This window comes from Bauldia sp. (genome assembly GCF_020442045.1).
Taxonomy (GTDB): Bacteria; Pseudomonadota; Alphaproteobacteria; order Rhizobiales; family Kaistiaceae; genus Bauldia.
This window is the reverse complement of the sequence record NZ_JAGRLA010000155.1, coordinates 1-22,808: the sequence shown is the minus strand read 5'-3', so window position 1 is coordinate 22,808 and position 22,808 is coordinate 1. Positions and strand designations below refer to the sequence as shown.

Sequence of the window (22,808 nt, the reverse complement as noted above, 5' to 3'; positions counted from 1 at the left end):
TCACGACCGGTAGTCGCCGTTGATCGCCACGTAATCCTTGGTGAGGTCGCAGGTCCACACCCGGTCGCCGGCCTTGCCGAGGCCGATATCGACGGTGATGACGATGTCCTGGCTCTTCATGTAGGCGGCGGCGGTCGCCTCCGAATAATCCGGGTCCCGCTCGCCATGCAGCGCGACGCGGATGTCACCGAACCAGATCGCCAGCCTGTCGCGATCGGCCGGCTCGCCCGCCTTGCCGACCGCCATCACGACCCGGCCCCAGTTGGCGTCCTCGCCGGCCAGCGCCGTCTTGACCAGCGGCGAATTGGCGATCGCCAGCGCGATCCGCTTGGCCGACCGCTTCGAGGTCGCCCGCTCGACCCGGATCTCGACGAATTTCCGCGCCCCCTCGCCGTCGCGGACGATCTGGTGGGCGAGGTCGAGGAGCAGCGAATCCAGCGCCTCGCGGAAACCGGCCAGCCGGCGGTCGCGGGTCGAGGTGATCGGTTTGGCGCCGGCGACCTGTCCGGTGGCGAAGATCAGCACCGTGTCGGAGGTCGAGGTATCGCTGTCGACGGTGATCGCGTTGAAGCTGCCGGCGACCGAGCGGCCGAGCAGCGACTGGAGGACGGGCGCGGCGATCGGCGCGTCGGTGAAGACGAAGGAGAGCATCGTCGCCATGTCCGGCGCAATCATTCCCGCGCCCTTGGCGATGCCGTTGATCGCCACCGCCGCGTCGCCGATCCACGCGGTGCGCGTCGCCACCTTCGGATAGGTGTCGGTGGTCATGATCGCCCGCGCCGCGTCGATCCACGGGCCGTCATGCTGGTGATGGACGAGCCGCTCCACCACCCGGTCGAATTTGGTCGCGTCGAGCGGTTCGCCGATCACCCCGGTCGAGGCGAGGAAGACCTCCTTCGGCCGGCAGCCGACAGCCTCTGCGACCATCCCGGCGCTCAGCCTGACCGTCTCGCTGCCGCGCTTGCCGGTGAAGGCATTGGCGTTGCCGGCATTGACCAGCAGCGCCCGCGCCTTGCCGGACGGCAGCGCCGCGCGGCACCAGTCGACCGGCGCCGAGGGGCATTTCGAGCGGGTGAAGACCCCCGCGACCGTCGTTCCCTTGTCGAAGGTGGCGAGCAGCACGTCGGTCCGCCCGGCATGCTTGATGCCGGCCTCGGCCGAGGCGAAATGCACTCCGGCGATCGGCGGCAGGGTCGGGAAGGATGTCGGGGCTAGGGGCGATACGGCGGTCATCTGGGAGATGGCGACATCGTTGGCGGCCGGCCCGTGCCGGCCTCGAACTGGCGGCGCGGTCAGTCGACCGTGCCGTCGGGGCTGGTGGTGTCGTCCGACCCGTTGATCTCGATCTTCGCGGTCTCCCGCAGCGCCTCGATCTCGGCGTCGAAGGTCTCGCGGATCAGGTCCTGCTGGATCCGCTGCGCCTGGCTCTCGAAGGTCGGCGGCGGCTCCTTGCGGCGGTCCTCGACGAGGATGACGTGCCAGCCGAAATCGGATTGCACCGGCTTCTTGGTGTATTTGCCGGGCTTCAGGTCGAAGGCGGCGTCCTCGAAGGGCTTCACCATCTGGCCGCGCTTGAAATAGCCGAGGTCGCCGCCGGACTGGCCGGAACCCGGATCGAGCGAGACCTCCTTGGCGATCCCGGCGAAATCCTCGCCGGCGTCGAGCCGGGCGATGATCGCCTTTGCCTCTTCCTCGGTCTTGACCAGGATATGGCGGGCCCGCACTTCTTCCTCGGGCTTGAAATCGGCCAGTTCCTCCTCGAAGCGCGCCTTCACCGCGTCCTCGGTCACGGCGGCGATGAACTTGGTGCGCAGGTATTCGCTGTAGAGGGTCCGGTCGCGGGCAAGCGCCAGCCGGCGCATCACCGCCGGCTCCTTCTCGAGGCCTGCCTCCTTGGCCGCGACGCTTGCCAGGCGGATGTTGATGACGAGGTCGAGGAGAGCCGCGTCGCGCCTCTCGGGCGGTACCTGGCCGAGCTGGTCGCCGAATTCGGCCGCGGCGAGGGCGAGGTCGCTGGCGGTGATCGGGCCGCCGTTGACCGTGGCGACCACCATGTCGGCGGGCGCCTCCTGCGCCGGCGCCGGCGCGCCGGCCGCGAGAAGGGCCATCAGGGCGATCCCGCCGAGCGAAATCCGGCGCCGGGAGGGCGCGAGAGGGAAGCTTGTCATCGAAATGTCCTGTTCGATCGCTTTGATGGCCGCAGAACCGACAAAAGGGTGGCCGAAGAGCACCCGTCTCGCACCGGCGGCGCCGTTGACATCCATCAGCCCCCCTCTTATCTCTCTCACGGCTTGGCGTCCAGAACGCTTTGAATTCCCAAGCGTGGCGACGGTGCGGTCGCGGTGTCGACGGCCTCGCGCATTTGGAGAACGGGCCGCGGTGTTGGCTTCCGGCCTGCCCGGTAGCGCGCCTTTCGGACTGCCGTCGCTCAAGGATGATTCATGGCTGGCCTAAGCTCTTTTGCCCGCAAGATTTTCGGCACCCCCAACGATCGTCGCGTCAAGGGCTATCAGCCCCGCGTCGATGCCATCAACGCACTCGAACCCGAGATGAAGGCGCTGAGCGACGACGAGCTCCGTGCCAGGACGACCGAGTTTCGGGCAAGGATTTCCGACGGAACGAAGCTCGACGACCTCCTCGTCCCGGCCTTCGCCACCGTCCGCGAGGCGGCGCGGCGAACCCTCGGACAGCGCCATTTCGACGTCCAGCTGATGGGCGGCATGGTGCTTCACGAAGGCGCCATCGCCGAGATGAGGACCGGTGAGGGCAAGACCCTGGTCGCCACGCTGGCGGTCTATCTCAACGCCCTCAGCGGCAAGGGCGTCCATGTCGTCACCGTCAACGATTACCTCGCCCGTCGCGACGCCGAATGGATGGGCGCGATCTACAACTTCCTCGGGCTCACCGTCGGCGTCATCGTCCACGGGCTCGACGACGAGGAGCGCCGCGACGCCTACAAGGCCGACATCACCTACGGCACCAATAACGAATACGGCTTCGACTATCTTCGCGACAACATGAAGCATGAGCTGCCGACGATGGTGCAGCGCGGTCACAATTTCGCGATTGTCGACGAGGTCGACTCGATCCTGATCGACGAGGCGCGGACGCCGCTGATCATCTCCGGCGCGCTCGAGGACCGGTCCGATCTCTACAACCAGATCGACACCTTCGTTCCCCATCTCGAGCCGGACGACTACGAGGTCGACGAGAAGCTGCGCACCGCCTCCTTCACCGAGTCGGGCAACGAAAAGCTCGAAGGCCTGCTGCGCGAGGCCGGCATGCTCAAGGGCGACTCGCTCTACGATGTCGAGAACGTCTCCATCGTCCACCACATCAACCAGGCGCTGCGCGCCCACAAGCTGTTCCAGCGCGACAAGGATTACATCGTCCGCAACGGCGAAGTGGTGATCATCGACGAATTCACCGGCCGCATGATGCCGGGCCGGCGTTATTCGGAGGGCCTGCACCAGGCGCTCGAGGCCAAGGAGCATGTCCGCATCCAGCCCGAGAACCAGACGCTGGCCTCGATCACCTTCCAGAATTACTTCCGCATGTATGACAAGCTGGCCGGCATGACCGGCACGGCGGCGACCGAGGCGGAGGAATTCGGCAACATCTACGGCCTCGAGGTCGTCGAGATGCCGACCAACAAGCCGATGGTCCGCCAGGACGGCGACGACGAGGTCTACCGGACGGCGGACGAGAAATACAAGGCGATCATCGCCCTGATCGAGGACTGCAAGGCCCGTGGCCAGCCGGTCCTGGTCGGCACGACGTCGATCGAGAAATCGGAGCTTCTCGCCGAGCTCCTCCGCAAGGCCGGCTGGAAGCAGCGCGATTTCTCCAAGCCCGAGGAGCTTGCCGGCCTGTTCGACGAACAGGCGGTCAAGACCAGGGCCTTCACCATCCTCAACGCCCGCTATCACGAGCAGGAAGCCCAGATCGTCGCCCAGGCGGGCGTTCCGGGCGCCGTGACCATCGCCACCAACATGGCCGGCCGCGGCACCGACATCCAGCTCGGCGGCAATGCCGACATGCGCGTCGCCCACGAGCTCGCCGACATGCCCGAGGGGCCGGAGCGCGAGGAGAAGGAAAAGGCGATCCGGGCCGAGGTCGAGCGGCTGAAGGCGCGGTCGCTCTCGCCCGAGCTTGGCGGCCTCTGCATCATCGGCACCGAGCGGCACGAAAGCCGGCGCATCGACAACCAGCTCCGCGGCCGCGCCGGCCGCCAGGGCGATCCCGGCTCGTCGCGCTTCTTCCTGTCGCTGCAGGACGACCTGATGCGCATCTTCATGGCCGAACGGATGGAGGGCATGCTCCAGAAGCTCGGCCTCAAGGAGGACGAGGCGATCGTCCATCCCTGGATCAACCGGGCGCTGGAAAAGGCGCAGCAGAAGGTCGAGGCGCGCAACTTCGACATCCGCAAGAACCTGCTCAAGTTCGACGACGTGATGAACGACCAGCGCCGCGTCATCTTCGAGCAGCGCATCGACCTGATGGGCCAGGAGACAGTCACCGAGACCGTCGCCGACATGCGCCACGAGGTCATCGAGGATCTCGTCGCCCGCCACATCCCCGAGAAGGCCTATCCCGAGCAATGGGACGCGGCGGGCCTGCGCGAGGAGATCCAGCAGACAATCAATCTCGACCTGCCGATCGACGAATGGGCGAAGGAAGAAGGCATCGCCGACGACGAGGTGCGCGAGCGCATCACCCGCGCCGCGGACGAGCAGGCCGCCCAGCGCGCCGTGCGCTTCGGCCCGGACATCATGCGCCAGGTCGAGAAGGCGGTGCTTCTCCAGTCGCTCGACAACCTGTGGCGCGAGCATCTGGCGACCCTCGATCATCTCCGCCAGGTCATCGGCTTCCGCGGCTATGCCCAGCGCGACCCGCTGAACGAGTACAAGACCGAGTCCTTCGAGCTCTTCCAGTCGCTTCTGGCGCGGCTCCGCGAGGTGGTCACCGGCCAGCTCATGCGCGTCGAGATCGTCCAGCGTCCGCCGCCGCTGGCGCCGGAGGAGGATTTCGACGCCCTCGAGGAGACCCATGTCGATCCGCTGACCGGCGAGAACGAGATGGACGAGCCGCGGGGCGCCGACGTGCAGGCCCAGCCGATGCGCGGCAATGGCCGCACCGCCACCGCCCAGATCGATCCGCAGGATCCCTCGACCTGGGGCAAGGTCCAGCGCAACGCGCCCTGCCCCTGCGGCTCCGGCAAGAAATACAAGCACTGCCACGGGCGCTTCGCCTGACATAGCGATGTCCGGCGGGCGGCTCCTGGTTGTCGTCAATCCCAACGCCTCCCGTGCCGCGCGGTCGCTCGGCGCCGCGACCGCGGCGCTCTTCGCCGAGGGCTTTGCCCTCGACATCCGGCCGAGCCGCGGCCTGGAGGAGGTTCACGACCTGATCCTCCGCGAATCCGGCGCTGCCGACGCGATCGTCATCGGCGGCGGCGACGGCACGGTCAGTGGCGCGCTGCCGGCCCTGATCGAGGTCGGCCGCCCCGTCGGCATCCTGCCGCTCGGCACCGCCAATGACCTCGCCCGCACGCTTCAGATACCGCTGGACCCGGCCGCGGCGGCACGGGTCATCGCCGCCGGCACGCGCCGCAGGATCGACATCGGGCGCGTCAACGGCGTCCACTTCCTCAACGTCTCGAGCATCGGCCTCGCGGTCGCGATCACCGACCACCTCGATCCCGAGCTGAAGCGCCGGCTCGGGCCGCTGAGCTATGCCGCCGCCGCCCTCGGCACCCTCGGCGGAGCCGAACGGTTCAAGGCCGCCATCCTCTGCGACGACGGGCGCACCGACGTGACCACCTATCAGATCACCGTCGGCAACGGCGTCCACTATGGCGGCGGCGCGCGCGTCTCGGCGACGGCCGCCATCGACGATGGCATCCTCGACATCTTCGCCATCGAGACCGCGTCGATTCCGGAGCTGGTCGCCATGGCTCCCGCCCTCTTCGAAGGCCGCCAGGGCGAGCGTGACGACGTCAGGGTCTTCCGCAGCACCGGGGCGCTGATCGAGACCACGGCGCCGATGCCGGTCAGCACCGACGGCGAGATCACCACCGAGACCCCCGCCCGCTATTCCATCATCCGCCAGGCGCTCGAGGTCTTCGCCCCATAAACGCTCCCGAATGCGACGACATATTCGTGGTTGAGGGCCGCTTCTTTAAGCTAGCGTCAGTCCGCATCACGTACGACGAACGGGTCGAGCTGACGGGCATTCTGATACGTGGCGAGGAAATGGGCGCGTTTCGGGTGCGATGAATTGGCGATCGATGGAAAGCGCCCCGCAGGACGGCACAATCATATTGGGACGCGACGGCGAGGGCGTGGCTGCACCCTAACGCCGGCCGGTGCGTCCCCCTCGGGTCAATCGCTCGACGTAGGCCAGATCGGCCCTGATCTTCACCTCACGCTCTGCGATCCGCTTCGGCAGATACTCGTGGGCCTCCGGCGTCAGCAGCAGGATGACCGGCATCTCCTGCATACGGCCGCGGAACTGCTTCGCCATCTCATAGCCGTGATCGGTCCTGATCTCGGCCGCCATGTCCTGGATGGCAAGGGCGCGCCCCGCCTCGACCGTCTTGCCCTCAAGGACGTAGCGGGAGGCCCGCTTGCAGCCCCGATCAACCAGGGCGTCGAGCAGAATCACACCGGCGGCCATCGCCTCGGCATTGATGCCATGCTCGGGGCGGAGCTCGGCGGCGATCCGGGCGGCCTGCCGGGTCCGCCGGCGCATGGCCTGGTCCGCGCGCTCCGCGGCGGTGCGGGGCCCGACAAGGCCCAGGCGGAGCAGGACAGTGCGGATCATCGGTTCCGCCTTTCCCGCCGCTTGGCGGCGCGTTTCTCGTCGGTGACGGTGTGATCGTCCGTGATCCGGACGGCGGTGGCGAGGGCGCCGGGGATGCGGAGCACGGGCAGCACCCACCGGATCGGAAACGGTACGTCCCGCTCGCCGCTGAGCCAGGCCAGGACGTTGTCGGGCTTCGACCCCCACAGCCTGGCCCATTCGCCGGGCTGCAGCCCGGTTTCGGCGAGCTCGGCCGCGAACTCTTCGGCGGTCGGCTTGATCGACGTCTCGACCCGGTCGATCGACGCATAGGACCGGACATCGGCGCGGGATCGAGCGTTGAGCGCCGAGACGAGGGTGCGAAGTGCGCCAAGATCAGCGGCCTGGGACGAATGGTAGATCTTCACCTCGCCATCATCGTCATAGACGAAATCGACGTGACCGCCCGGCATGCCGAACTCGGCATGGTAATGGTCGCCGTTCGGCACGGCGCGGGCGATGTAGTGGCGCAAAGGCTTGGACATGGCTGGTCGGTCCTATCTCGGGAATGTCGAGCATTACCAAGCGGCCTCCGGTTCGTCTATCGCGGCCGGAACGAGGCATCTCGGCGGCCGAGAAGCCCTCTGCGATACCGTCCCGCCGCCTCGCGGCCTCCTTCGCGGCCTCCAACGCCGTAGCGAATTGCCCCTTGATGTCATAGTCCGGGCGCTCCTCGGCGGTGTCGGGCAAGACCAGCAGCAGCCAGAGCGGCGACGACCGATCGTCACGATCGACAATGACGGTCAGGTTCTCGGTTTCCTCGTCGTCGGCCGTCACGCCCCGCGCTGAAATGCCGGCCGGCATCGACGCGACGCCGGACCTGTTGTACCCATGGTCAGGTCTTTTCCCGTCCATTCTGGCCCCGCGCGGACGCATGACCTCCGACAACGTCATCCTGTTCTCCCTGTTCGTCGCCGTCTTCGCCCTGATGATCTGGGGCCGCTTCCGCTACGACCTGATCGCCTTCGGCGCGCTGATCATCGCCGCCATCCTCGGCGTCATACCCGCCGGGGAGGTCTTTGCCGGTTTCGGCCATCCCGCCACCATCATCGTCGCCATCGTCCTCATCATCTCGCGCGGGCTGGTCAATTCCGGCGCCGTCGGCTGGATCGCCCGGCTGGTGGTCGACACCAGCCGCGGCCTCAGCCGGCACATCGCCCTCATGGCCGCGATCGGCGCCGCCATGTCGGCCTTCATGAACAACGTCGCGGCCCTGGCACTGCTCATGCCGGTCGAGATATCCGCCTCGGCAAAGGCCGGACGCAGTCCCGCGCTCAGTCTGATGCCGCTCGCCTTCGCCACCATCCTCGGCGGCATGGTGACGCTGATCGGCACCCCGCCCAACATCATCATCGCCGCCTATCGCGGCGAGGCGCTGGGCGAAAGCTACGGCATGTTCTCCTTCGCGCCGGTCGGCCTCGTCTGCGCCGTCGTCGGCATCGCCTATGTCGCGCTGATCGGCTGGCGGCTGATCCCGGTCGGCAATTCCGAGAAGGCGCCGACCGCCGACCTCCGCGACATCCATGGCTATGTCGCCGAGCTGGCGGTACCGGAGAAGTCGCCGGCCATCGGCCGTCTGGTCGGCGATCTCGATGACCCGGCGACGGAGGCCGGCGTCGCCGTCCTCGGCCTGATCCGCAACGGCCGGCGGCTGCCCGGCGGTGCCCGTCGCGAGGAGATCCGCGAGGACGACATCCTCGTCGTCGACGGTCCGGTCGAGGCGATCGACGCCCTGGTCGGCTCACTCAAGCTCGATTTCCCGCGCCGCGACTCGATCAGGGAAGCCGGCAGCGACCTCGCCCTGCTCGAGGTCGTGGTGCCGCGCGATTCGCGGCTCGACGGCCGCTCCGCCGGCGCCGTCGGCCTCAACCGCCATACCGGCGTCGCGCTCCTCGGCGTCTCCCGCCAGGGCCGCCGCTTCCGCGACCGGGTCCGTCAGCTCCCGGTCCGCGCCGGCGACGTGCTGCTGCTGATCGGCCCGCCCGAGCGGCTCGGCGAGGCCGCCAACTGGCTGCGCGCCCTGCCGCTTGCCGATCGCGGCATCGGCGTCACCCAGCACGGCCGCGCCGCGCTTGCCGGCGGCCTCTTCGCCGCGGCGGTGGCGCTGGCGAGCTTCGGCTTGCTCTACCTGCCGGTGGCGCTCGCCGCCGTCGTCGCCCTCTATGTCCTCTTCGACATCGTGCCGCTCCGCCAGGTCTATGACGAGATCGAATGGCCGGTGGTCATCCTGCTCGGCTCGATGATCCCGCTCGGCATGGCCCTGGAGCGGTCAGGCGGCACCGAGCTGATTGCCGGCGGCATCGTCGATCTCGCCTCGGGCCTGCCGCCATGGGTGGTGCTCACCGTCCTGATGGTCGTCGTCATGACCCTGTCGGACGTCCTCAACAACACCGCCACGGCGGTGATCGGCGCGCCGATCGCCCTCAACATCGCCGAGCGTCTCGACGCCAGCCCCGACCCCTTCCTGATGGCGGTCGCGGTCGCCTCCTCCTGCGCCTTCCTCACCCCGATCGGCCACAAGAACAACACCCTGATCCTCGGACCGGGCGGCTATGCCTTCGGCGATTACTGGCGGATGGGATTGCCGCTGGAGCTGATCATCGTCGCCGTCGGCGTTCCGGCGATCCTCGTCGTCTGGCCGCTTTAGGCGGGTTCGCCGGGAGATCAGTCGCTGGCGGTGCCGAGAGTCGGCGGCAGGATCGCCGCGGCGCCTTCCACCACGTCGGGATCGTCCGGCCAGTTGAAGGCGCGGTCGACCACCGTGCCGACCGTCGGTTCCGCGGGCGCGGCAGGCGCCGCCGCCACGGGCTTGGGCGGCGTCTTCGGCGCCGACGGCTTGGCCGGCTGGTTCGCCGCCACCACCGCGTCGGATTTCGGCTTCGCCGCCGGGGCGGGAGCCGGAGCCGGCGACTTGACCGAGGCCGTGGTCTCGGCCGCCGCCTGTGGCTCGGGCACCGGAGTCGCCGCGGGCTCCTTCTTCTTGCGTCCGAACAGCCGGTCGACGACGGTGGGACGGGCCGCCCGTTCGGCTTCCTTGGCGGCCTCGGCCGCCTGCTCCTCGGCGACCTTCTGCTTCTGGGCCGCGAGCCGCGCCGCGTCGGCGTCGAGCTCGGCCGCGGCCGCGGCGGTCTTCTGGTCGTCGGAGGCGATCTTCGCCATCAGCGCCGCGGCGACCGGTTCCGGCCCGGTGAAGATCGGGCATTTGCCCGGGCCCTTCACCGTCGCGCCGCCGGTTTCGTCCTTGAAGACATAGTGCCCGTCGCAGACGTCGACCGTCGGCGGCACCTTGGTGAGGTTGAACAGGTCGTAGCCGACCTGGAGCTCCTTCCAGAATTCCATGTTCGGGTCGCCGCGATGCTTGGCGAAATTCTCCGGCGTCATGCGGAAGGGAAAGGCCTGGATCTGGAACGACCGCTGGCCGCCCTTGAAGGCGTCGCGGGCGAGCGCGAAGATTTCGCCCGCCGCCTCGTCGGTCATCGAATAGCAGCCCGCCGACGAGCAGGCGCCATGCACCATCAGGTTCGATCCGGTCCGCCCATGGGCCCGGTCATACTTGTTGGGGAAGCCGATGTTGAAGGAGAGATAGTAGCTCGACTTCGGGTTCATCTGGCCCGGCGTCACCGTGTAGAAGCCCTCGGGCGCCTGCCTGTCGCCTTCCTTGATCTTCGGCCCGAGCACGCCCGACCATTTGCAGATCTCGTAGGTCTTGAGCAGCGCATACTGGCCGTTGGAGCGCTGTTTCCAGACCTCGAACTGTGACTCCTCCTTGTAGATGCGGATGAAGATCGGCGAGGTTTCCTTCATCCCGCCCCGTTCCATCTGGTTGGTCAGCTTGGAGGATACCGGCCGGATGTCCTTGGGAACCATCGAATCCTGGCATGCGCCAAGCAGCAGGGCGGTGCAACTGATCACCACCACGCGGCGCAAGGAAAGAAAGGTCCCGATCGGCATTGATTACCCCTGAACAAGCCCGGCTGCGCCGTCGCCCCCGCCCGCGTCGCAACATCCCGCCCGGCGAGTCCTAGGATCGCAACCTTTCCGGGACGTTACCGACCGGTTTCCGCCACGGAATCTGCGACACTCCCGCTAGTCTTAGGGCCGTTGAAGGCAAGAGCAAGGCAACGCGCCCGCTTGCCGCCTCAGACCTGGCGCCCGATCGCGAGGTATTTCTCCCGCCTTTGCCGGCGGACCTCGTCCGGCGGCAGGTTGTCGAGGGTGGCGAAAGCGTCGGCGATCGCCTCCCCGGTCGCCTTGACGGTCTCCTCCGGGCGGCGATGGGCGCCGCCGACCGGCTCCTCGACGATCGTATCGATCACCCCGAAACGGCTGAGATCCTGGGCGGTGATCTTCATCGCCGTCGCCGCGTCCTGGGCCCGGCTCGAATCATGCCACAGGATCGAGGCCGAGGCCTCCGGCGAGGCGACCGTGTAGATCGAATGCTCGAGCATGATCACCTTGCTCGCCGTGGCGATCGCCACCGCGCCGCCCGAACCGCCTTCGCCGATGATCACCGCGACATTCGGCACGCCGAGCTGCAGGCAGGCCTCGGTCGAGCGGGCGATCGCCTCGGCCTGGCCGCGCTCCTCGGCACCGACCCCGGGATAGGCGCCGGCGGTGTCGACGAGGGCGAGCACCGGGATCGAGAACCGGTCCGCCATCTCCATGATCCGCACCGCCTTGCGATAGCCTTCCGGCCGCGCCATGCCGAAATTATGCTTCAGCCGGCTTTCGGTGTCGGAGCCCTTTTCGTGGCCGATCACCGCGATTCCCCGGCCCCGGAACCGGCCGAGGCCGGCAACCACCGCCGCGTCCTCGGCAAAGCTCCGGTCGCCGGCAAGTGGCGTGAAATCCTCGATCAGCGCCTTGGCGTAATCGACGAAATGCGGCCGGTCCGGGTGGCGGGCGACCTGCGTCTTCTGCCACGGCGTCAGCTTCGCATAGATCTCGCCAAGCGCCTGGTCGGCGCGGGCCTCCAGCCGGTTGATTTCATCATTGATGGCGACGGCATCGCCCTCGTCGCCGAGTGATCGCAGCTCCTGGACCTTGCCCTGAAGGTCGGCAACCGGCTTTTCGAAATCGAGATACGTGCGCATTCGGGTCCAGAATCTACGCCAAAACCGCCCCTACGCCGCGCCGGTGGGGCGGGCGGCGGCAAACTGGCCTCACGGTCCGGCCAAGTCAAGTGAAGCTGTCCGCGCCGTCCTGCCAGCCGCTCCGTCAGTCGCCGGAGGCCTTGGCCAGCGGGTGATGGGCGCTCACCAGCGTCCGCAGCCGTTCCTCCAGCACATGGGTGTAGATCTGGGTGGTCGAAATGTCGGCGTGGCCGAGCAGTTGCTGCACCACCCTGAGGTCGGCGCCGTTCTGGAGCAGGTGGCTGGCGAAGGCGTGGCGCAGCACATGCGGCGAGACCTTCGCCGCCGATATCCCGACCGAAGCCGCCAACGTCTTGAGATCGCGGGCGAAAGCCTGGCGGGTCAGGTGCCCGCTGTCGCCGGAGGAGGGAAACAGCCAGCCTCCCCGCGCCCCCACCGGCGGGCGTTCCTTCTCGTCGAGCGCGGCCAGGTAGGCGGCCGTCGCCTCTCGCGCCCGTTCGGTCAGCGGCACGATACGCTCGTGCCCGCCCTTGCCGCGAATCGCGAAGTAGCGGGTATCGTCGCGGATCGCCGTCGCCGGCAGGGCGACCAGCTCCGAGACCCTGAGCCCCGTCGCATAGATCAGCTCGAGCAGGGCATGCAGCCTCAGCGACCTCAGCTTGGCGGCCGCCGACACGTCCTCCCGCCCCGCCGCCTCCGCCGCCGCCCCGATCAGCCGGTCGACCTCGGCCTCGCTCAGCACCTTGGGCAGGCGGGCCGGCCGGCGCGGTCCGTCGATCGTTCCGGTCGGATCGTCGCCGCGCGCCCCCTCGCCGTAGAGGAAGCGATGGAACTGGCGGATCGCCGAGAGCCGCCGCGCCACGGTCGGCGCCGCCATCCCCCGCGCGTCGAGATCGCCGAGATAGCGGCGGATCTGCTCGGCGCCGGCGCGCTCGAAATCCGTTCCGTTCCGGGCGAGATGTCCTGCATAATCGTCGAGATCCCGGCGGTAGGCGGCCAGCGTATTGGGCGCGGCGCCGCGTTCGGCGCTCATCATCTCGAGGAAGGCCTCGATCTGGTGGCCGCCATGTGGCGGCCTCGCCCGCGTCATTCCGCTGCCGCCGCGCCGCCGGCGTCTTCTTCGGCCGGTTCGGGCTCCGGCGGCGGCGCGGGCTTGATGATCGGCACCGGCTCGAGCTCGCTCGAGGGAATCCGGACCGACATCTCCCGGTTCCGCGGCGTCACGAAATTGGCGAGGTAGAACATCGCCGCCGCGACGAGCGCGGCGATCACCGCCAGGGTCGTTACAAACCTTGCAATCGTAGGCATTGCGGTTCCCGATCGGCGGTGGATGCGGAACCGATTGAGAGGCCGCGTCTTGTCCGCCGCATGGATGGTGTTGTCGTCCAGAAGATGGCAGGTTTCAAGCCGGCCGGCGCGATCGGCCGGGATCACTTGACAGAAGCGGTCGAAAACGGCTCTAGGTCGCGCCCCATAGGCCCATGGAAGACACCGGATTGACCTCCAGGCGCGACCCGCCCCCCGTCGACGGCCGCGAATCACGCGAGGCCCGCGTCACCCGCCTGCTCGCCGGGCGGACGATCGCCATGGTCGGCATGATGGGCGCCGGCAAGTCCTCGATCGGCCGGCGGCTGGCGGCGCGGCTCGGCCTGCCCTTCATCGACGCCGATGCCGAGATCGAGGAAGCGGCCAACGCCACCATCACCGAGATCTTCGAGCAGCACGGCGAGGCCTATTTCCGCGACGGCGAGCGTCGCGTCATCCAGCGCCTGCTCGACGGCGCCCCGAAGGTGCTGGCGACCGGCGGCGGCGCCTTCATCCAGCCCGAGACCCGGGCGGCGATCCAGGCCGGCGCCATCTCGATCTGGCTGAAGGCGGGCCGCGACCTGATCCTCGCCCGGGTGCGGCGGCGGACCAACCGCCCGCTGCTGAGGACCGACGACCCGGCGGCGGTGGTCGATCGGCTGATCGCCGAGCGCTATCCGGTCTATGCCGAGGCCGATATTCATATCCAGTCGCGGGACGTCGCCCACGATGTGGTGATCGACAGCATCTTCGAGGCACTTGACGAATATCTCGGTGACGAGGCCAGCGGAAAGGTCGAGAGATGAGCCAGGGCGAATCGACAGCGCAAGCCACGCCGACCACGATTTCCGTGGAGCTCGGCAGCCGCTCCTATGACATCCTCGTCGGCCGCGACATCATCGACCGGGCGGGCATGGAGATCGCCCGGCGCCTGCCCGACGCGAGGATCGCCATCGTCACCGACGAGACGGTCGCGGCCCACCACCTCACCACCCTGGTCGCCAGCCTCGACGGGGCCGGTATCCGCCACACCCGCATCGTCATCACGCCGGGCGAGGCGTCGAAGAGCTTCGCCTCCCTCGAAAGGGTCGTCGACGCGCTGCTCGAATCCCGGATCGAGCGCAACGACGCCGTCCTCGCCTTTGGCGGCGGCGTCGTCGGCGACCTCGCGGGCTTCGCCTCCGGTATCGTCCTGCGCGGCACCCACCTGATCCAGGTGCCGACCACGCTGCTCGCCCAGGTCGATTCCTCGGTTGGCGGCAAGACCGGCATCAACACCCCGCGCGGCAAGAATCTCGTCGGCGTCTTCCACCAGCCCGACCTCGTCCTCGCCGATGCCGGCATCCTCGATTCGCTGCCGCCGCGCATCTTCAATGCCGGCTATGCCGAAGTGGCGAAATACGGGCTGATCCGCGACGCCGGCTTCTTCGCCTGGCTGGAAACCAACTGGCGGTCGGTCGCCGCCGGCTGGCCGGAGCGCGAAAAGGCGATCGCGGTCGCATGCAGGGGCAAGGCCGAGATCGTCTCCGAGGACGAGCGCGAAAAGGGCGCCCGGGCGCTGCTCAACCTCGGCCACACATTCGGCCATGCGCTGGAAGCCGTCACCGGCTATTCCGACCGCCTGCTCCATGGCGAGGCGGTGTCGATCGGCACCGTGCTCGCCTTCGACTTCTCCTTCAGGCTCGGGCTCTCCGGCCTCGAGGACGCGCGCCGCGTCGAGGCCCATCTCGGCGAGGTCGGCCTGCCGACCCGCATCGGCCAGATCGAGGGCGATCTTCCCGACGCCGCGACATTGATGCACCATATCGCCCAGGACAAGAAAGTGGCGCAGGGCAAGCTGACCTTCATCCTCACCCGCGGCATCGGCGAGGCGTTCATCGCCAGGGATGTTCCGAGCGACGAGGTCGAGGCGTTCCTCGAGGAGCAACTGGCGAAATGACCATCGCGCTGATCGCCGTGGCGATCGTCGTCCTGGTCGCCGTATCGGCCTTCTTTTCCGGCTCGGAGACCGCGCTGACCGCGGCGTCGAAGGCGCGGATGCTGCAACTGGAGAAATCCGGGGACCGGCGGGCCGGCATCGTCGGACGGCTGATCGCCGACCGCGAGAAGCTGATCGGCGCGATCCTGCTCGGCAACAACGTCGTCAACATCCTCGCCTCGGCGCTGGCCACCAGCGTCCTGCTGACGGTCTTCGGCCAGGCCGGCGTCGCCTATGCGACGATCGCGATGACCTTCCTCGTCCTGGTCTTCGGCGAGATCCTTCCCAAGACCCTGGCGATCGGCAACCCGGACCGCTTCGCCAAGGCCACCGCGCCGGTCCTCGGCCTCGTCGTCGCCGCCCTGTCGCCGATCGTCGCCGCGGTCCAGGTGCTGATCCGCGGCATCTTCCGCCTCTTCGGCTGGAACGCGTCGGAAGGCAAGGCGGTGCTGTCGGCCGCCGAGGAGCTGCGCGGCCAGGTCGACCTCCTTCATGCCGAGGGCAGCGTCGTCAAGGTCGAGCGCGACCGCTTCGGCGGCCTCCTCGATCTCGGCGAGCTCGACGTCTCCGACGTCATGGTCCACCGCACCAACATGCACACCGTCAACGCCGCCGAGCCGCCCGACCAGATCGTCGAGAACATCCTGGCCAGCCCCTATACCCGCGTCCCGATCTGGGAGGACGAGCCCGAGAACATCATCGGCGTCGTCCATTCCAAGGACCTGCTGCGCATCATCAAGTCGGCCGGTGGCGACATGAGCGAGGTCGACATCCGCGCCGTCGCCAAGAAGCCGTGGTTCGTCCCCGACACGACGTCGCTCAACGACCAGCTCAACGCCTTCCTCAAGCGCAAGGCGCATTTCGCCCTGGTCGTCGACGAATATGGCGAGGTCCAGGGCCTGATCACCCTCGAGGACATCCTCGAGGAGATCGTCGGCGACATCGCCGACGAGCACGACATCGAGCTGCGCGGCGTCCGCCCCCAGCCCGACGGTTCGGTCAATGTCGACGGCTCGGTTCCGATCCGCGACCTCAACCGCGCCATGGACTGGAACCTGCCGGACGAGGCGGCGACCACCATCGCCGGCCTGGTCATCCACGAGGCGCGGATCATTCCCGAGCCCGGCCAGGCCTTCACCTTCCACGGCTACCGCTTCCAGGTGCTGCGCAAGAGCCGCAACCGCATCACCGCGTTGCGGATCACGCCGCTCGACCGCCTTCCGCAGGCGCTCTGACCCGCTCCGGCGGCTCCGCGCCGCCGGCAGGCGCATCGGCGTCGGGCGCGGCGCCTCAGCCGCCGCCTCCGGACAGGCCTAACGAACCGTTACTTCGACCCCCCGAATTCCGGGCATCGGCATAACCGGTCGTTCGATCTTTGCGGCTAGGCTTCGCCCCAAAGTTGTCGGCCAGAGTGGCCGGTCGAGGAAAATCGCCGCCGGGGAAACATGACGATAGACCTGCCGACCCTGATGCTCGCCGCCAGCTTCGTCGCGGCGGTGAGCGGAGCCTTCCTGGTCTTCGCCTGGCTTCAGAACCGCGAGAACAAGGCGCCGCTCTGGTGGGCCGGCGCCAACCTTGCCCTCGCCACCGGCGTGCCGCTCATCTCCGCCTCCGGTACCGATTTCGGCCTTCCCTCGACGATTCTCGGGATCCTGCTCCTCAACCTCAGCCCGGCCCTGGTCTGGGCCGCCGCGGTCAGCAGCAACCGGCGGGCGCCCAGCAAGACCCTCGTCGCCACCGGGACGACCATCTGGCTGGTCGCCTTCGTCACGGTCCTGCGCCTGTCCAGCGATGCCCAGATGGCGCTGAACCTTGCCGTGATTTCGATCTATCTGCTCGCCGCCGCGGCCGAATTCTGGGTCGGCAACCGCGGTGTCCAGACCCGCCTGCCGCTGATCGTCCTGCTTCTGCTCCACGGCGCCTTTTTCGGCATCGGCGCGGTCCTTGCGGCGACCGGCCACCTCGAGTCGGGATATCCGCCCAGGTCGCTGAGCTGGCTCGGCCTCGTCCACTTCGAGACGCTCGCCTTCGTCGTCGGCACCGCTATCTTCGCGGTGGCGATGGTCAAGGAGCAGCGCGAGCTGGTGCAGAAGACCGCCGCCCGGATCGATCCGCTGACCGGCGTCGCCAACCGTCGTGCCTTCCTGGAAGACGCCGCCAGTCTGCTCGAACGGTCGCTCTTCGACGGCAGGCCCTTCTCGGTCATCGTCTTCGACCTCGACCGCTTCAAGGCGATCAACGACGGCCACGGCCATGCCATCGGCGACCGGGTCCTCGAGCAATTCGGCGCGACCACCCTGAAAATCCTGCGCGAACCCGATCTGGTCGGACGCCTCGGCGGCGAGGAATTCGCCATCGCCCTTCCCGATTCGCCGGCGCGCTCGGCCCTCGTCGTGGCGGAAGGCATTCGCCAGGCCTTTGCCGAGGCGTGCCGGGGCATCGAGACCGGCACCCTGCGCCCGACCCTCAGCGGCGGCATCGCCGAGAGCGGCAACCACGCCGGCCTGACCGTCGACTCGATCCTCGCGGTGGCCGACAAGGCGCTCTACCGGGCCAAGGCCGCCGGTCGCGACCGCATCGTCATGGCCGGGAAGGACGGCGAGGCGCCGGCGGCCGCCCCGTCCCCGGCGCCGGTCACCGACGTCGCCGCGCAGGCGGCCTGAAGCGGCCCTAGCCCTGGAGCGCTGCGCCGATCAGCGCCTTGGCGTCCTGCGAATCCCATTCCGCCGGCCCCTGGACCGAGCCGATCCGGCATCCCTTGCCGTCGACCAGCAGCGTCGTCGGCAGCCCGAGCGCGAGGCCGCGCTTCTTCAGCGCGTTGAAGACGTCGGTCGTCGGGTCCGAGTAGAAGCCGAGAGTCTTGACCTCGATCTCGTCGAGGAAGGCGCGCGCCCGTTCCTCGTTGTCGAGGTCGATATTGATCGCCACGACCTGGAAATCGTCGCCGCCGAGCGCTTCCTCGAGACGGTCCAGCGCCGGCATCTCGGTCCGGCATGGCACGCACCATGTCGCCCACAGGTTGACCAGCGTCGTCTTGCCGGCGAAGCTGGCAAGCGTGGTTTCCGCGCCCTCGGGGTCGAGGAATTTCAGGCCGCCGAGATAGTCCGGATCCGAGGCGGCGCTGAAGGCCGCGACCTCGCCCCTGGCGAAGGGATCGACGCGTTCGGCGACCGCCGCGGCCGGCGAGCAATCGACCTCGACGGTCTCGGCCGGATCGCCGCCGTTGCCATCCCCCGACCGCATGACATATACCGCAACCGCCCCGGCAACGATGCCCGCGAGGGCGACGGCCGCGAACAGGACGGCGGGTCGGCGACGGGGGGACTGGTCAGCCATACGTATTTTTCACTCCGGAGCGATCATGAACAGCCGCATGTGGGGCGGGCGCTTCAGCCACGGACCCGACGCCGTGATGGAAGAGATCAACGCGTCGATCGATTTCGACAAGAAGCTCTTTCCGAACGACATCGCCGCCTCGAAGGCCCAGGCACGGATGCTTGGCGCCCGTGGCATCATTGCGGCGGACGATGCCGAAAAGATCCTGGAGGGTCTAGACACGATCCTGCGAGAATTCGAAGCAGGCAAGTTCACGTTCTCGCGCTCGCTGGAGGACGTCCATACCCATGTCGAGGCGCGGCTGATCGAGCTGGTCGGCCCGGCCGGCGGCCGGCTTCACACCGCCCGCTCGCGCAACGACCAGGTCGCGACCGACCTGCGTCTCTGGGTTCGCGACGCCATCGACGCGATCGACGCCGGCCTTGCCGGGCTGCAGAAGGCGCTCGCCGAAAAGGCGCTGGAGCATGCCGCCACGGTGATGCCCGGCTTCACCCATCTCCAGACCGCCCAGCCGGTGACCTTCGGCCATCATCTCCTCGCCTATGTCGAGATGATCGGCCGCGACCGCGGCCGCTTCGCCGATGCCCGCAAGCGTTTGAACGAATCGCCGCTCGGCTCGGCGGCGCTCGCCGGTACCTCCTTCCCGATCGACCGCGACCGGACCGCGGCCGAGCTCGGCTTCGACCGGCCGACCGCCAATTCGCTCGACGCCGTCTCGGATCGCGACTTCGTCGTCGAGACACTCGCGGCCGCGAGCCTCTGCTCGGTCCACCTCTCGCGCTTCGCCGAGGAGATCGTCATCTGGTCGTCGGCAGGCTTCGGCTTCATCCGCCTGTCGGACCGCTTCACCACCGGCTCCTCGATCATGCCGCAGAAGCGCAATCCCGATGCCGCCGAGCTGGTCAGGGCCAAGACCGGCCGCGTCGTCGGCGCGCTGAACACCCTGCTGATCGTCCTGAAGGGCCTGCCGCTCGCCTACCAGAAGGACATGCAGGAGGACAAGGAACAGGCCTTCGACGCGATCGAAGCGCTGGAGCTTGCGATCGCCGCCACCGCCGGCATGGTCCGCGACATGAGCGTCGATAAGGCGGCGATGCGGAAGGCGGCAGGCGCCGCGTTGTCGACCGCCACCGACCTCGCCGACTGGCTGGTGCAGGCGCTCGGCCTCACCTTCCGCCAGGCCCACGAAGTCACCGGCAGGATCGTGCGGCTGGCCGAGGCGCGGAAGCTGCCGCTCCACCGCCTCAGCCTCGCCGAGATGCAGGAAGTCGAGCCGCGTATCACCGAGGCGGTCTATGGCCGGCTCGGCGTCGGGCCGTCGGTGGCGAGCCGGGTCAGTTATGGCGGCACCGCGCCGGGTAACGTCCGTCGCGAGGCGCGGCGCTGGCTGCGGCGGCTCGACAAGGAAGCCGCCGCCGCAGGGTGAGGCCGGCTCAGAGCGGGGCGATGTACTTGCCGTAGACCCAGGCGGTGCGGAACTGGCCGTTGCCGGCAGGATCGACCCACACCTCGCACCACCTGGTCCGGACCATCTCGCGCTGCTTCCACTTCGGCCACCCGTTGATGGCGTCGAGGGCGACGCCGCCGGTGCACTTGCCGGTCATCGACAGCACTGTGCCGTTGGGATAGGCGACGAGGATCTTCGAGCCGCTGCTCGGCCAGGCGCGGAGGTTGAGGGTATCCCACGCCGGCACGTCGGCGACCCGCCAGGCGAAGAACGCCGAGGCGTCGCCCGGCAGCGCCGAGGCGGCAAGGCCGGCGACGACGACGAGCGCGGCGGCGAAGCTTCTGACGATCCGGTTCAGCATCTCACATCTCCGTTATCCACGGTGCGGCCTCCCCCGAGGCCGTCACGACATGAGCCAACCCTTGCCCGCGAGGATGCGTCGCCGCGGCTGAATGCGGAATGAACGCGCCGGCCCGCCATGTGGCGCGGGTCACAGGCGGCGCGCCGTCCATACGGCCAGGCCGTGACGTTGCCGGACGCGGCGGCGCCCGCTACTGTCGGCATCAACCCCCGGACGTGCTGCCCCGGCACCGCGGCGATGGCGGTGCCTTCCGAGAGGACCGGCGCGGAAGCCGCTGCCGCCGGACCGTTCGGCCGGAGCCATGCGGCCCGGGCCGGGACCGCCGTCGGATCCCGACGACGCTTTCCGCGCTGCACCGGCGTTGTCGCCGCGGCGCCCCGAACCGAAGGAGACAAGGACGATGGCAACCATCCTCATCACCGGCGCCAATCGCGGCATCGGGCTCGCGCTCGCCCGCGCCTATGTGGCCCGCGGCGATGACGTCATCGCCGCCGTCCGGGTGAGCTCCGACGCTCTCGACGGGCTGGGGGTGAGGGTGATCGAAGGGGTCGAGGTTGGCGACGACGCGGCGGTCGACCGGCTGGCGACCGCACTCGGCGACACCAGGATCGACGTGGTGATCAACAACGCCGCCATCCACTCCAACGAGACGCTGGAGGACCTCAGCTTCGACCGCATCCGCAAACAGTTCGAGGTCAATGCGCTTGGCCCGCTGCGGGTGACGCGGGCGGTGCTGCCCAACCTCCGCGACGGCAGCAAGGTGGTGATCGTCACCAGCCGCTCGGGCTCGATCGGCGACAACGGCTCGGGCCGGACCTACGGCTACCGGATGTCGAAGGCGGCGGTGAACATGGCAGGCGTCAACCTCGCCCTCGATCTCAAGCCGCGCAGTATTCCGGTGCTGCTCCTCCACCCCGGCATGGTGAAGACCGACATGGGAGGAGGCCAAGCGGCGGTCGAACCCCAGGACGCGGCGGCGCGGATGATGGCGCGGATCGACGAGCTCGACATGGCCGGCACCGGAAAGTTCCTGCATTGCGAGGGCTACGAGCTGCCCTGGTAGGCCCGGCGCGTCGGCGCCGGAAGCCGTCACTTCATGACGGTGAAGGCCTGGGTGACAAGCGTCTTGCCGTCGTGGGCGATCTCGAAGGTCCAGGTGCCGGGGACGATCTCCCAGTCGTTCTCGAAGCCGTAGCCGAGATAGAGCGTCTCGCCGATGGCCTTGTCGCGGCTGAAGCGGGTCTCGAGGATCGGCTCGGCCTCGGCCGGGTCCTTGAGGCCGTCGGTCGGGTAGCGGATGACGAAGTCGAGGGGCACATCGCTGCCCTCCGGCGTGCCGACGATGACGTAGCGAAGGCCGAACTCGAGGCCGAGCTTGCCCGTGATCTCGGTGGTCGCCTCGACATTGGTGGCCACCGGCACCGCCGTGATTTCCCCGCCCGGCGCATCCGGATCCGCGGTCACCGCCCCGGCCTCGACCGTATAGACCCCGGTGTCGAGGACATCGATGCGCTCGACGGTCGCCCCGTCCGCGGCATGGGCGGCGAAGGGGACGAAGGCGAAGAGTGCGAGGCCGGCCAACCAGTGCATTGCGATCCTCCCGGGTTCGGCGGCCGGCGTCACGGCTTCACCGCCGTCATCATGTAGTTGACGTCGGTATCGCTGCTGAGCCGCCAGCGGTCGGCGAGCGGCACATACATGACGCCGGTCTCGTCGCCGGCAAACAGACCCGCGGCGCGAAAGGCCTCGGAGAGCTCGTCGGGCGTCACCAGCTTGTCGTAGCTGTGGGTGCCCGCAGGCAGCCAGCGCAGCAGGTACTCGGCGCCGACGATCGCCAGGGCAAAGGCCTTGAGGGTCCGGTTGATGGTCGAGGCGACCACCATGCCCCCCGGCCTGACCAGCGACGCCACGGTGGCGACAAAGGCCGGGACGTCGGCAACGTGCTCGACCACCTCGAGGATGAGCACGGCGTCGAACCTCTCGCCTTGTTCGGCCAGCGCTTCGGCGGTGGTGGCGCGGTAGTCGATGGCAAGGCCGCCCGCCTCGGCATGAAGCTTCGCTGCAGCGATCACTTCCGCCGCCGGGTCGATGCCGGTGACCGACGCGCCCATCCGGCAGAGCGGCTCCGACACCAGTCCGGCGCCGCAGCCGATGTCGAGGAGGCGAAGGCCCTCGAGTGCGCGGGACGAGCGGGCATCGCGGCCGAAGTGGCCGGCGAGCCGCTCCTTGACGTAGCCGAGGCGGACCGGATTGAGGCGATGGAGCGGCCGCATCGGCCCATCGGCGTCCCACCACTCCGCCGCAAGGGCGGAGAAGCGGGCGACTTCATCGGGGTCGATGCTGGTCCGAGCGGCGGCGGCGATCATCGGCGAACAGTAGCAGGTCCGCCAAAAGGGCGCACCGGTCGGATTGCCGCTCGCAACCGGCCGGCGACCGCTCCATATC

General features: G+C 68.6%; 21 protein-coding genes. 9 read left to right on the top strand and 12 right to left on the bottom strand.

The features are described from left to right. Complete coding sequence (gene argJ, locus KDJ86_RS17135) at window positions 1-1,233, bottom strand: bifunctional glutamate N-acetyltransferase/amino-acid acetyltransferase ArgJ (RefSeq protein WP_291748591.1); 1,233 nt, start codon at window positions 1,231-1,233, stop codon at window positions 1-3. A gap of 59 nt (window positions 1,234-1,292) precedes the next feature. Next, a complete protein-coding gene (locus tag KDJ86_RS17130) occupies window positions 1,293-2,168 on the bottom strand; it encodes a peptidylprolyl isomerase (RefSeq protein ID WP_291748588.1) in 876 nt (291 codons plus the stop codon). A gap of 273 nt (window positions 2,169-2,441) precedes the next feature. On the opposite strand from KDJ86_RS17130, the gene secA reads away from it, so the two are divergent. Beyond that, window positions 2,442-5,255 carry a preprotein translocase subunit SecA gene (gene secA, locus KDJ86_RS17125; protein WP_291748587.1) on the top strand — a complete coding sequence of 938 codons (2,814 nt, stop codon included), beginning with the start codon at window positions 2,442-2,444 and terminating at the stop codon, window positions 5,253-5,255. Window positions 5,256-5,262: 7 nt separating this feature from the next. Beyond that, window positions 5,263-6,135, top strand: a complete 873-nt coding sequence (locus KDJ86_RS17120) for a lipid kinase (protein WP_291748584.1) — start codon at window positions 5,263-5,265, stop codon at window positions 6,133-6,135. A 219-nt stretch (window positions 6,136-6,354) separates the two neighbouring features. Here KDJ86_RS17120 and KDJ86_RS17115 read toward each other — a convergent pair whose 3' ends face one another. Together KDJ86_RS17115 and KDJ86_RS17110 are read right to left on the bottom strand one after the other, a co-directional pair. Continuing rightward, on the bottom strand, window positions 6,355-6,825 hold the full coding sequence (locus KDJ86_RS17115) for a hypothetical protein (RefSeq protein ID WP_291748582.1): 471 nt from the start codon (window positions 6,823-6,825) through the stop codon (window positions 6,355-6,357). After that, entirely contained in the window at window positions 6,822-7,328 is a 507-nt protein-coding gene (locus KDJ86_RS17110; RefSeq protein WP_291748579.1) for a hypothetical protein, read from the bottom strand. Before KDJ86_RS17110 ends, KDJ86_RS17115 begins: the two co-directional genes overlap by 4 nt. A gap of 389 nt (window positions 7,329-7,717) precedes the next feature. Here KDJ86_RS17110 and KDJ86_RS17105 point away from each other — a divergent pair, with 389 nt between their 5' ends. Further along, entirely contained in the window at window positions 7,718-9,490 is a 1,773-nt protein-coding gene (locus KDJ86_RS17105) for an SLC13 family permease (protein WP_291748576.1), read from the top strand. 17 nt (window positions 9,491-9,507) lie between these two features. Here the strand turns inward: KDJ86_RS17105 and KDJ86_RS20625 are convergent, their stop codons facing one another. From KDJ86_RS20625 to KDJ86_RS17085, 4 genes are all read right to left on the bottom strand, one after another. After that, window positions 9,508-10,794, bottom strand: a complete 1,287-nt coding sequence (locus tag KDJ86_RS20625; RefSeq protein WP_367116839.1) for a L,D-transpeptidase family protein — start codon at window positions 10,792-10,794, stop codon at window positions 9,508-9,510. A gap of 188 nt (window positions 10,795-10,982) precedes the next feature. Next, the gene (locus KDJ86_RS17095; RefSeq protein WP_291748574.1) at window positions 10,983-11,936 is read right to left on the bottom strand and encodes an acetyl-CoA carboxylase carboxyltransferase subunit alpha; all 954 of its coding nucleotides are present in this window, start codon (window positions 11,934-11,936) and stop codon (window positions 10,983-10,985) included. A 124-nt stretch (window positions 11,937-12,060) separates the two neighbouring features. Beyond that, window positions 12,061-13,026, bottom strand: coding sequence for a site-specific tyrosine recombinase XerD (locus tag KDJ86_RS17090; RefSeq protein WP_291748571.1), 966 nt, complete (start codon window positions 13,024-13,026; stop codon window positions 12,061-12,063). Next, a complete protein-coding gene (locus tag KDJ86_RS17085) occupies window positions 13,023-13,244 on the bottom strand; it encodes a hypothetical protein (RefSeq protein ID WP_291748569.1) in 222 nt (73 codons plus the stop codon). The genes KDJ86_RS17090 and KDJ86_RS17085 overlap by 4 nt, the downstream gene beginning before the upstream one ends. Before the next feature lie 188 nt (window positions 13,245-13,432). Here KDJ86_RS17085 and KDJ86_RS17080 point away from each other — a divergent pair, with 188 nt between their 5' ends. The 4 genes from KDJ86_RS17080 to KDJ86_RS17065 all read left to right on the top strand — a co-directional run bounded on the left by KDJ86_RS17080 (window position 13,433) and on the right by KDJ86_RS17065 (window position 17,882). After that, window positions 13,433-14,047, top strand: coding sequence for a shikimate kinase (locus tag KDJ86_RS17080; protein ID WP_291748566.1), 615 nt, complete (start codon window positions 13,433-13,435; stop codon window positions 14,045-14,047). Beyond that, window positions 14,044-15,180 carry a 3-dehydroquinate synthase gene (gene aroB, locus KDJ86_RS17075; RefSeq protein ID WP_291748564.1) on the top strand — a complete coding sequence of 379 codons (1,137 nt, stop codon included), beginning with the start codon at window positions 14,044-14,046 and terminating at the stop codon, window positions 15,178-15,180. Before KDJ86_RS17080 ends, aroB begins: the two co-directional genes overlap by 4 nt. Then, window positions 15,177-16,454, top strand: a complete 1,278-nt coding sequence (locus KDJ86_RS17070) for an HlyC/CorC family transporter (protein ID WP_291748562.1) — start codon at window positions 15,177-15,179, stop codon at window positions 16,452-16,454. Before aroB ends, KDJ86_RS17070 begins: the two co-directional genes overlap by 4 nt. A gap of 210 nt (window positions 16,455-16,664) precedes the next feature. Beyond that, on the top strand, window positions 16,665-17,882 hold the full coding sequence (locus KDJ86_RS17065) for a GGDEF domain-containing protein (RefSeq protein ID WP_291748559.1): 1,218 nt from the start codon (window positions 16,665-16,667) through the stop codon (window positions 17,880-17,882). Between the two features lie 7 nt (window positions 17,883-17,889). Here the strand turns inward: KDJ86_RS17065 and tlpA are convergent, their stop codons facing one another. Next, entirely contained in the window at window positions 17,890-18,555 is a 666-nt protein-coding gene (gene tlpA / locus KDJ86_RS17060; RefSeq protein WP_291748557.1) for a thiol:disulfide interchange protein TlpA, read from the bottom strand. A gap of 25 nt (window positions 18,556-18,580) precedes the next feature. On the opposite strand from tlpA, the gene argH reads away from it, so the two are divergent. Then, window positions 18,581-19,981, top strand: coding sequence for an argininosuccinate lyase (gene argH, locus KDJ86_RS17055; protein WP_291748554.1), 1,401 nt, complete (start codon window positions 18,581-18,583; stop codon window positions 19,979-19,981). Between the two features lie 7 nt (window positions 19,982-19,988). Here argH and KDJ86_RS17050 read toward each other — a convergent pair whose 3' ends face one another. Then, window positions 19,989-20,363 (bottom strand): SH3 domain-containing protein, encoded by a 375-nt coding sequence (locus KDJ86_RS17050; RefSeq protein ID WP_291748552.1) that lies wholly within the window; start codon window positions 20,361-20,363, stop codon window positions 19,989-19,991. 400 nt (window positions 20,364-20,763) lie between these two features. Here KDJ86_RS17050 and KDJ86_RS17045 point away from each other — a divergent pair, with 400 nt between their 5' ends. Further along, window positions 20,764-21,426 (top strand): SDR family oxidoreductase, encoded by a 663-nt coding sequence (locus KDJ86_RS17045; protein WP_291748546.1) that lies wholly within the window; start codon window positions 20,764-20,766, stop codon window positions 21,424-21,426. A gap of 26 nt (window positions 21,427-21,452) precedes the next feature. On the opposite strand, the gene KDJ86_RS17040 is transcribed toward KDJ86_RS17045, so the two are convergent. Beyond that, window positions 21,453-21,953, bottom strand: coding sequence for a DUF3859 domain-containing protein (locus KDJ86_RS17040; protein WP_291748543.1), 501 nt, complete (start codon window positions 21,951-21,953; stop codon window positions 21,453-21,455). A gap of 29 nt (window positions 21,954-21,982) precedes the next feature. Then, on the bottom strand, window positions 21,983-22,729 hold the full coding sequence (ubiG, locus tag KDJ86_RS17035; RefSeq protein ID WP_291748594.1) for a bifunctional 2-polyprenyl-6-hydroxyphenol methylase/3-demethylubiquinol 3-O-methyltransferase UbiG: 747 nt from the start codon (window positions 22,727-22,729) through the stop codon (window positions 21,983-21,985). Window positions 22,730-22,808: the final 79 nt, after the last annotated feature.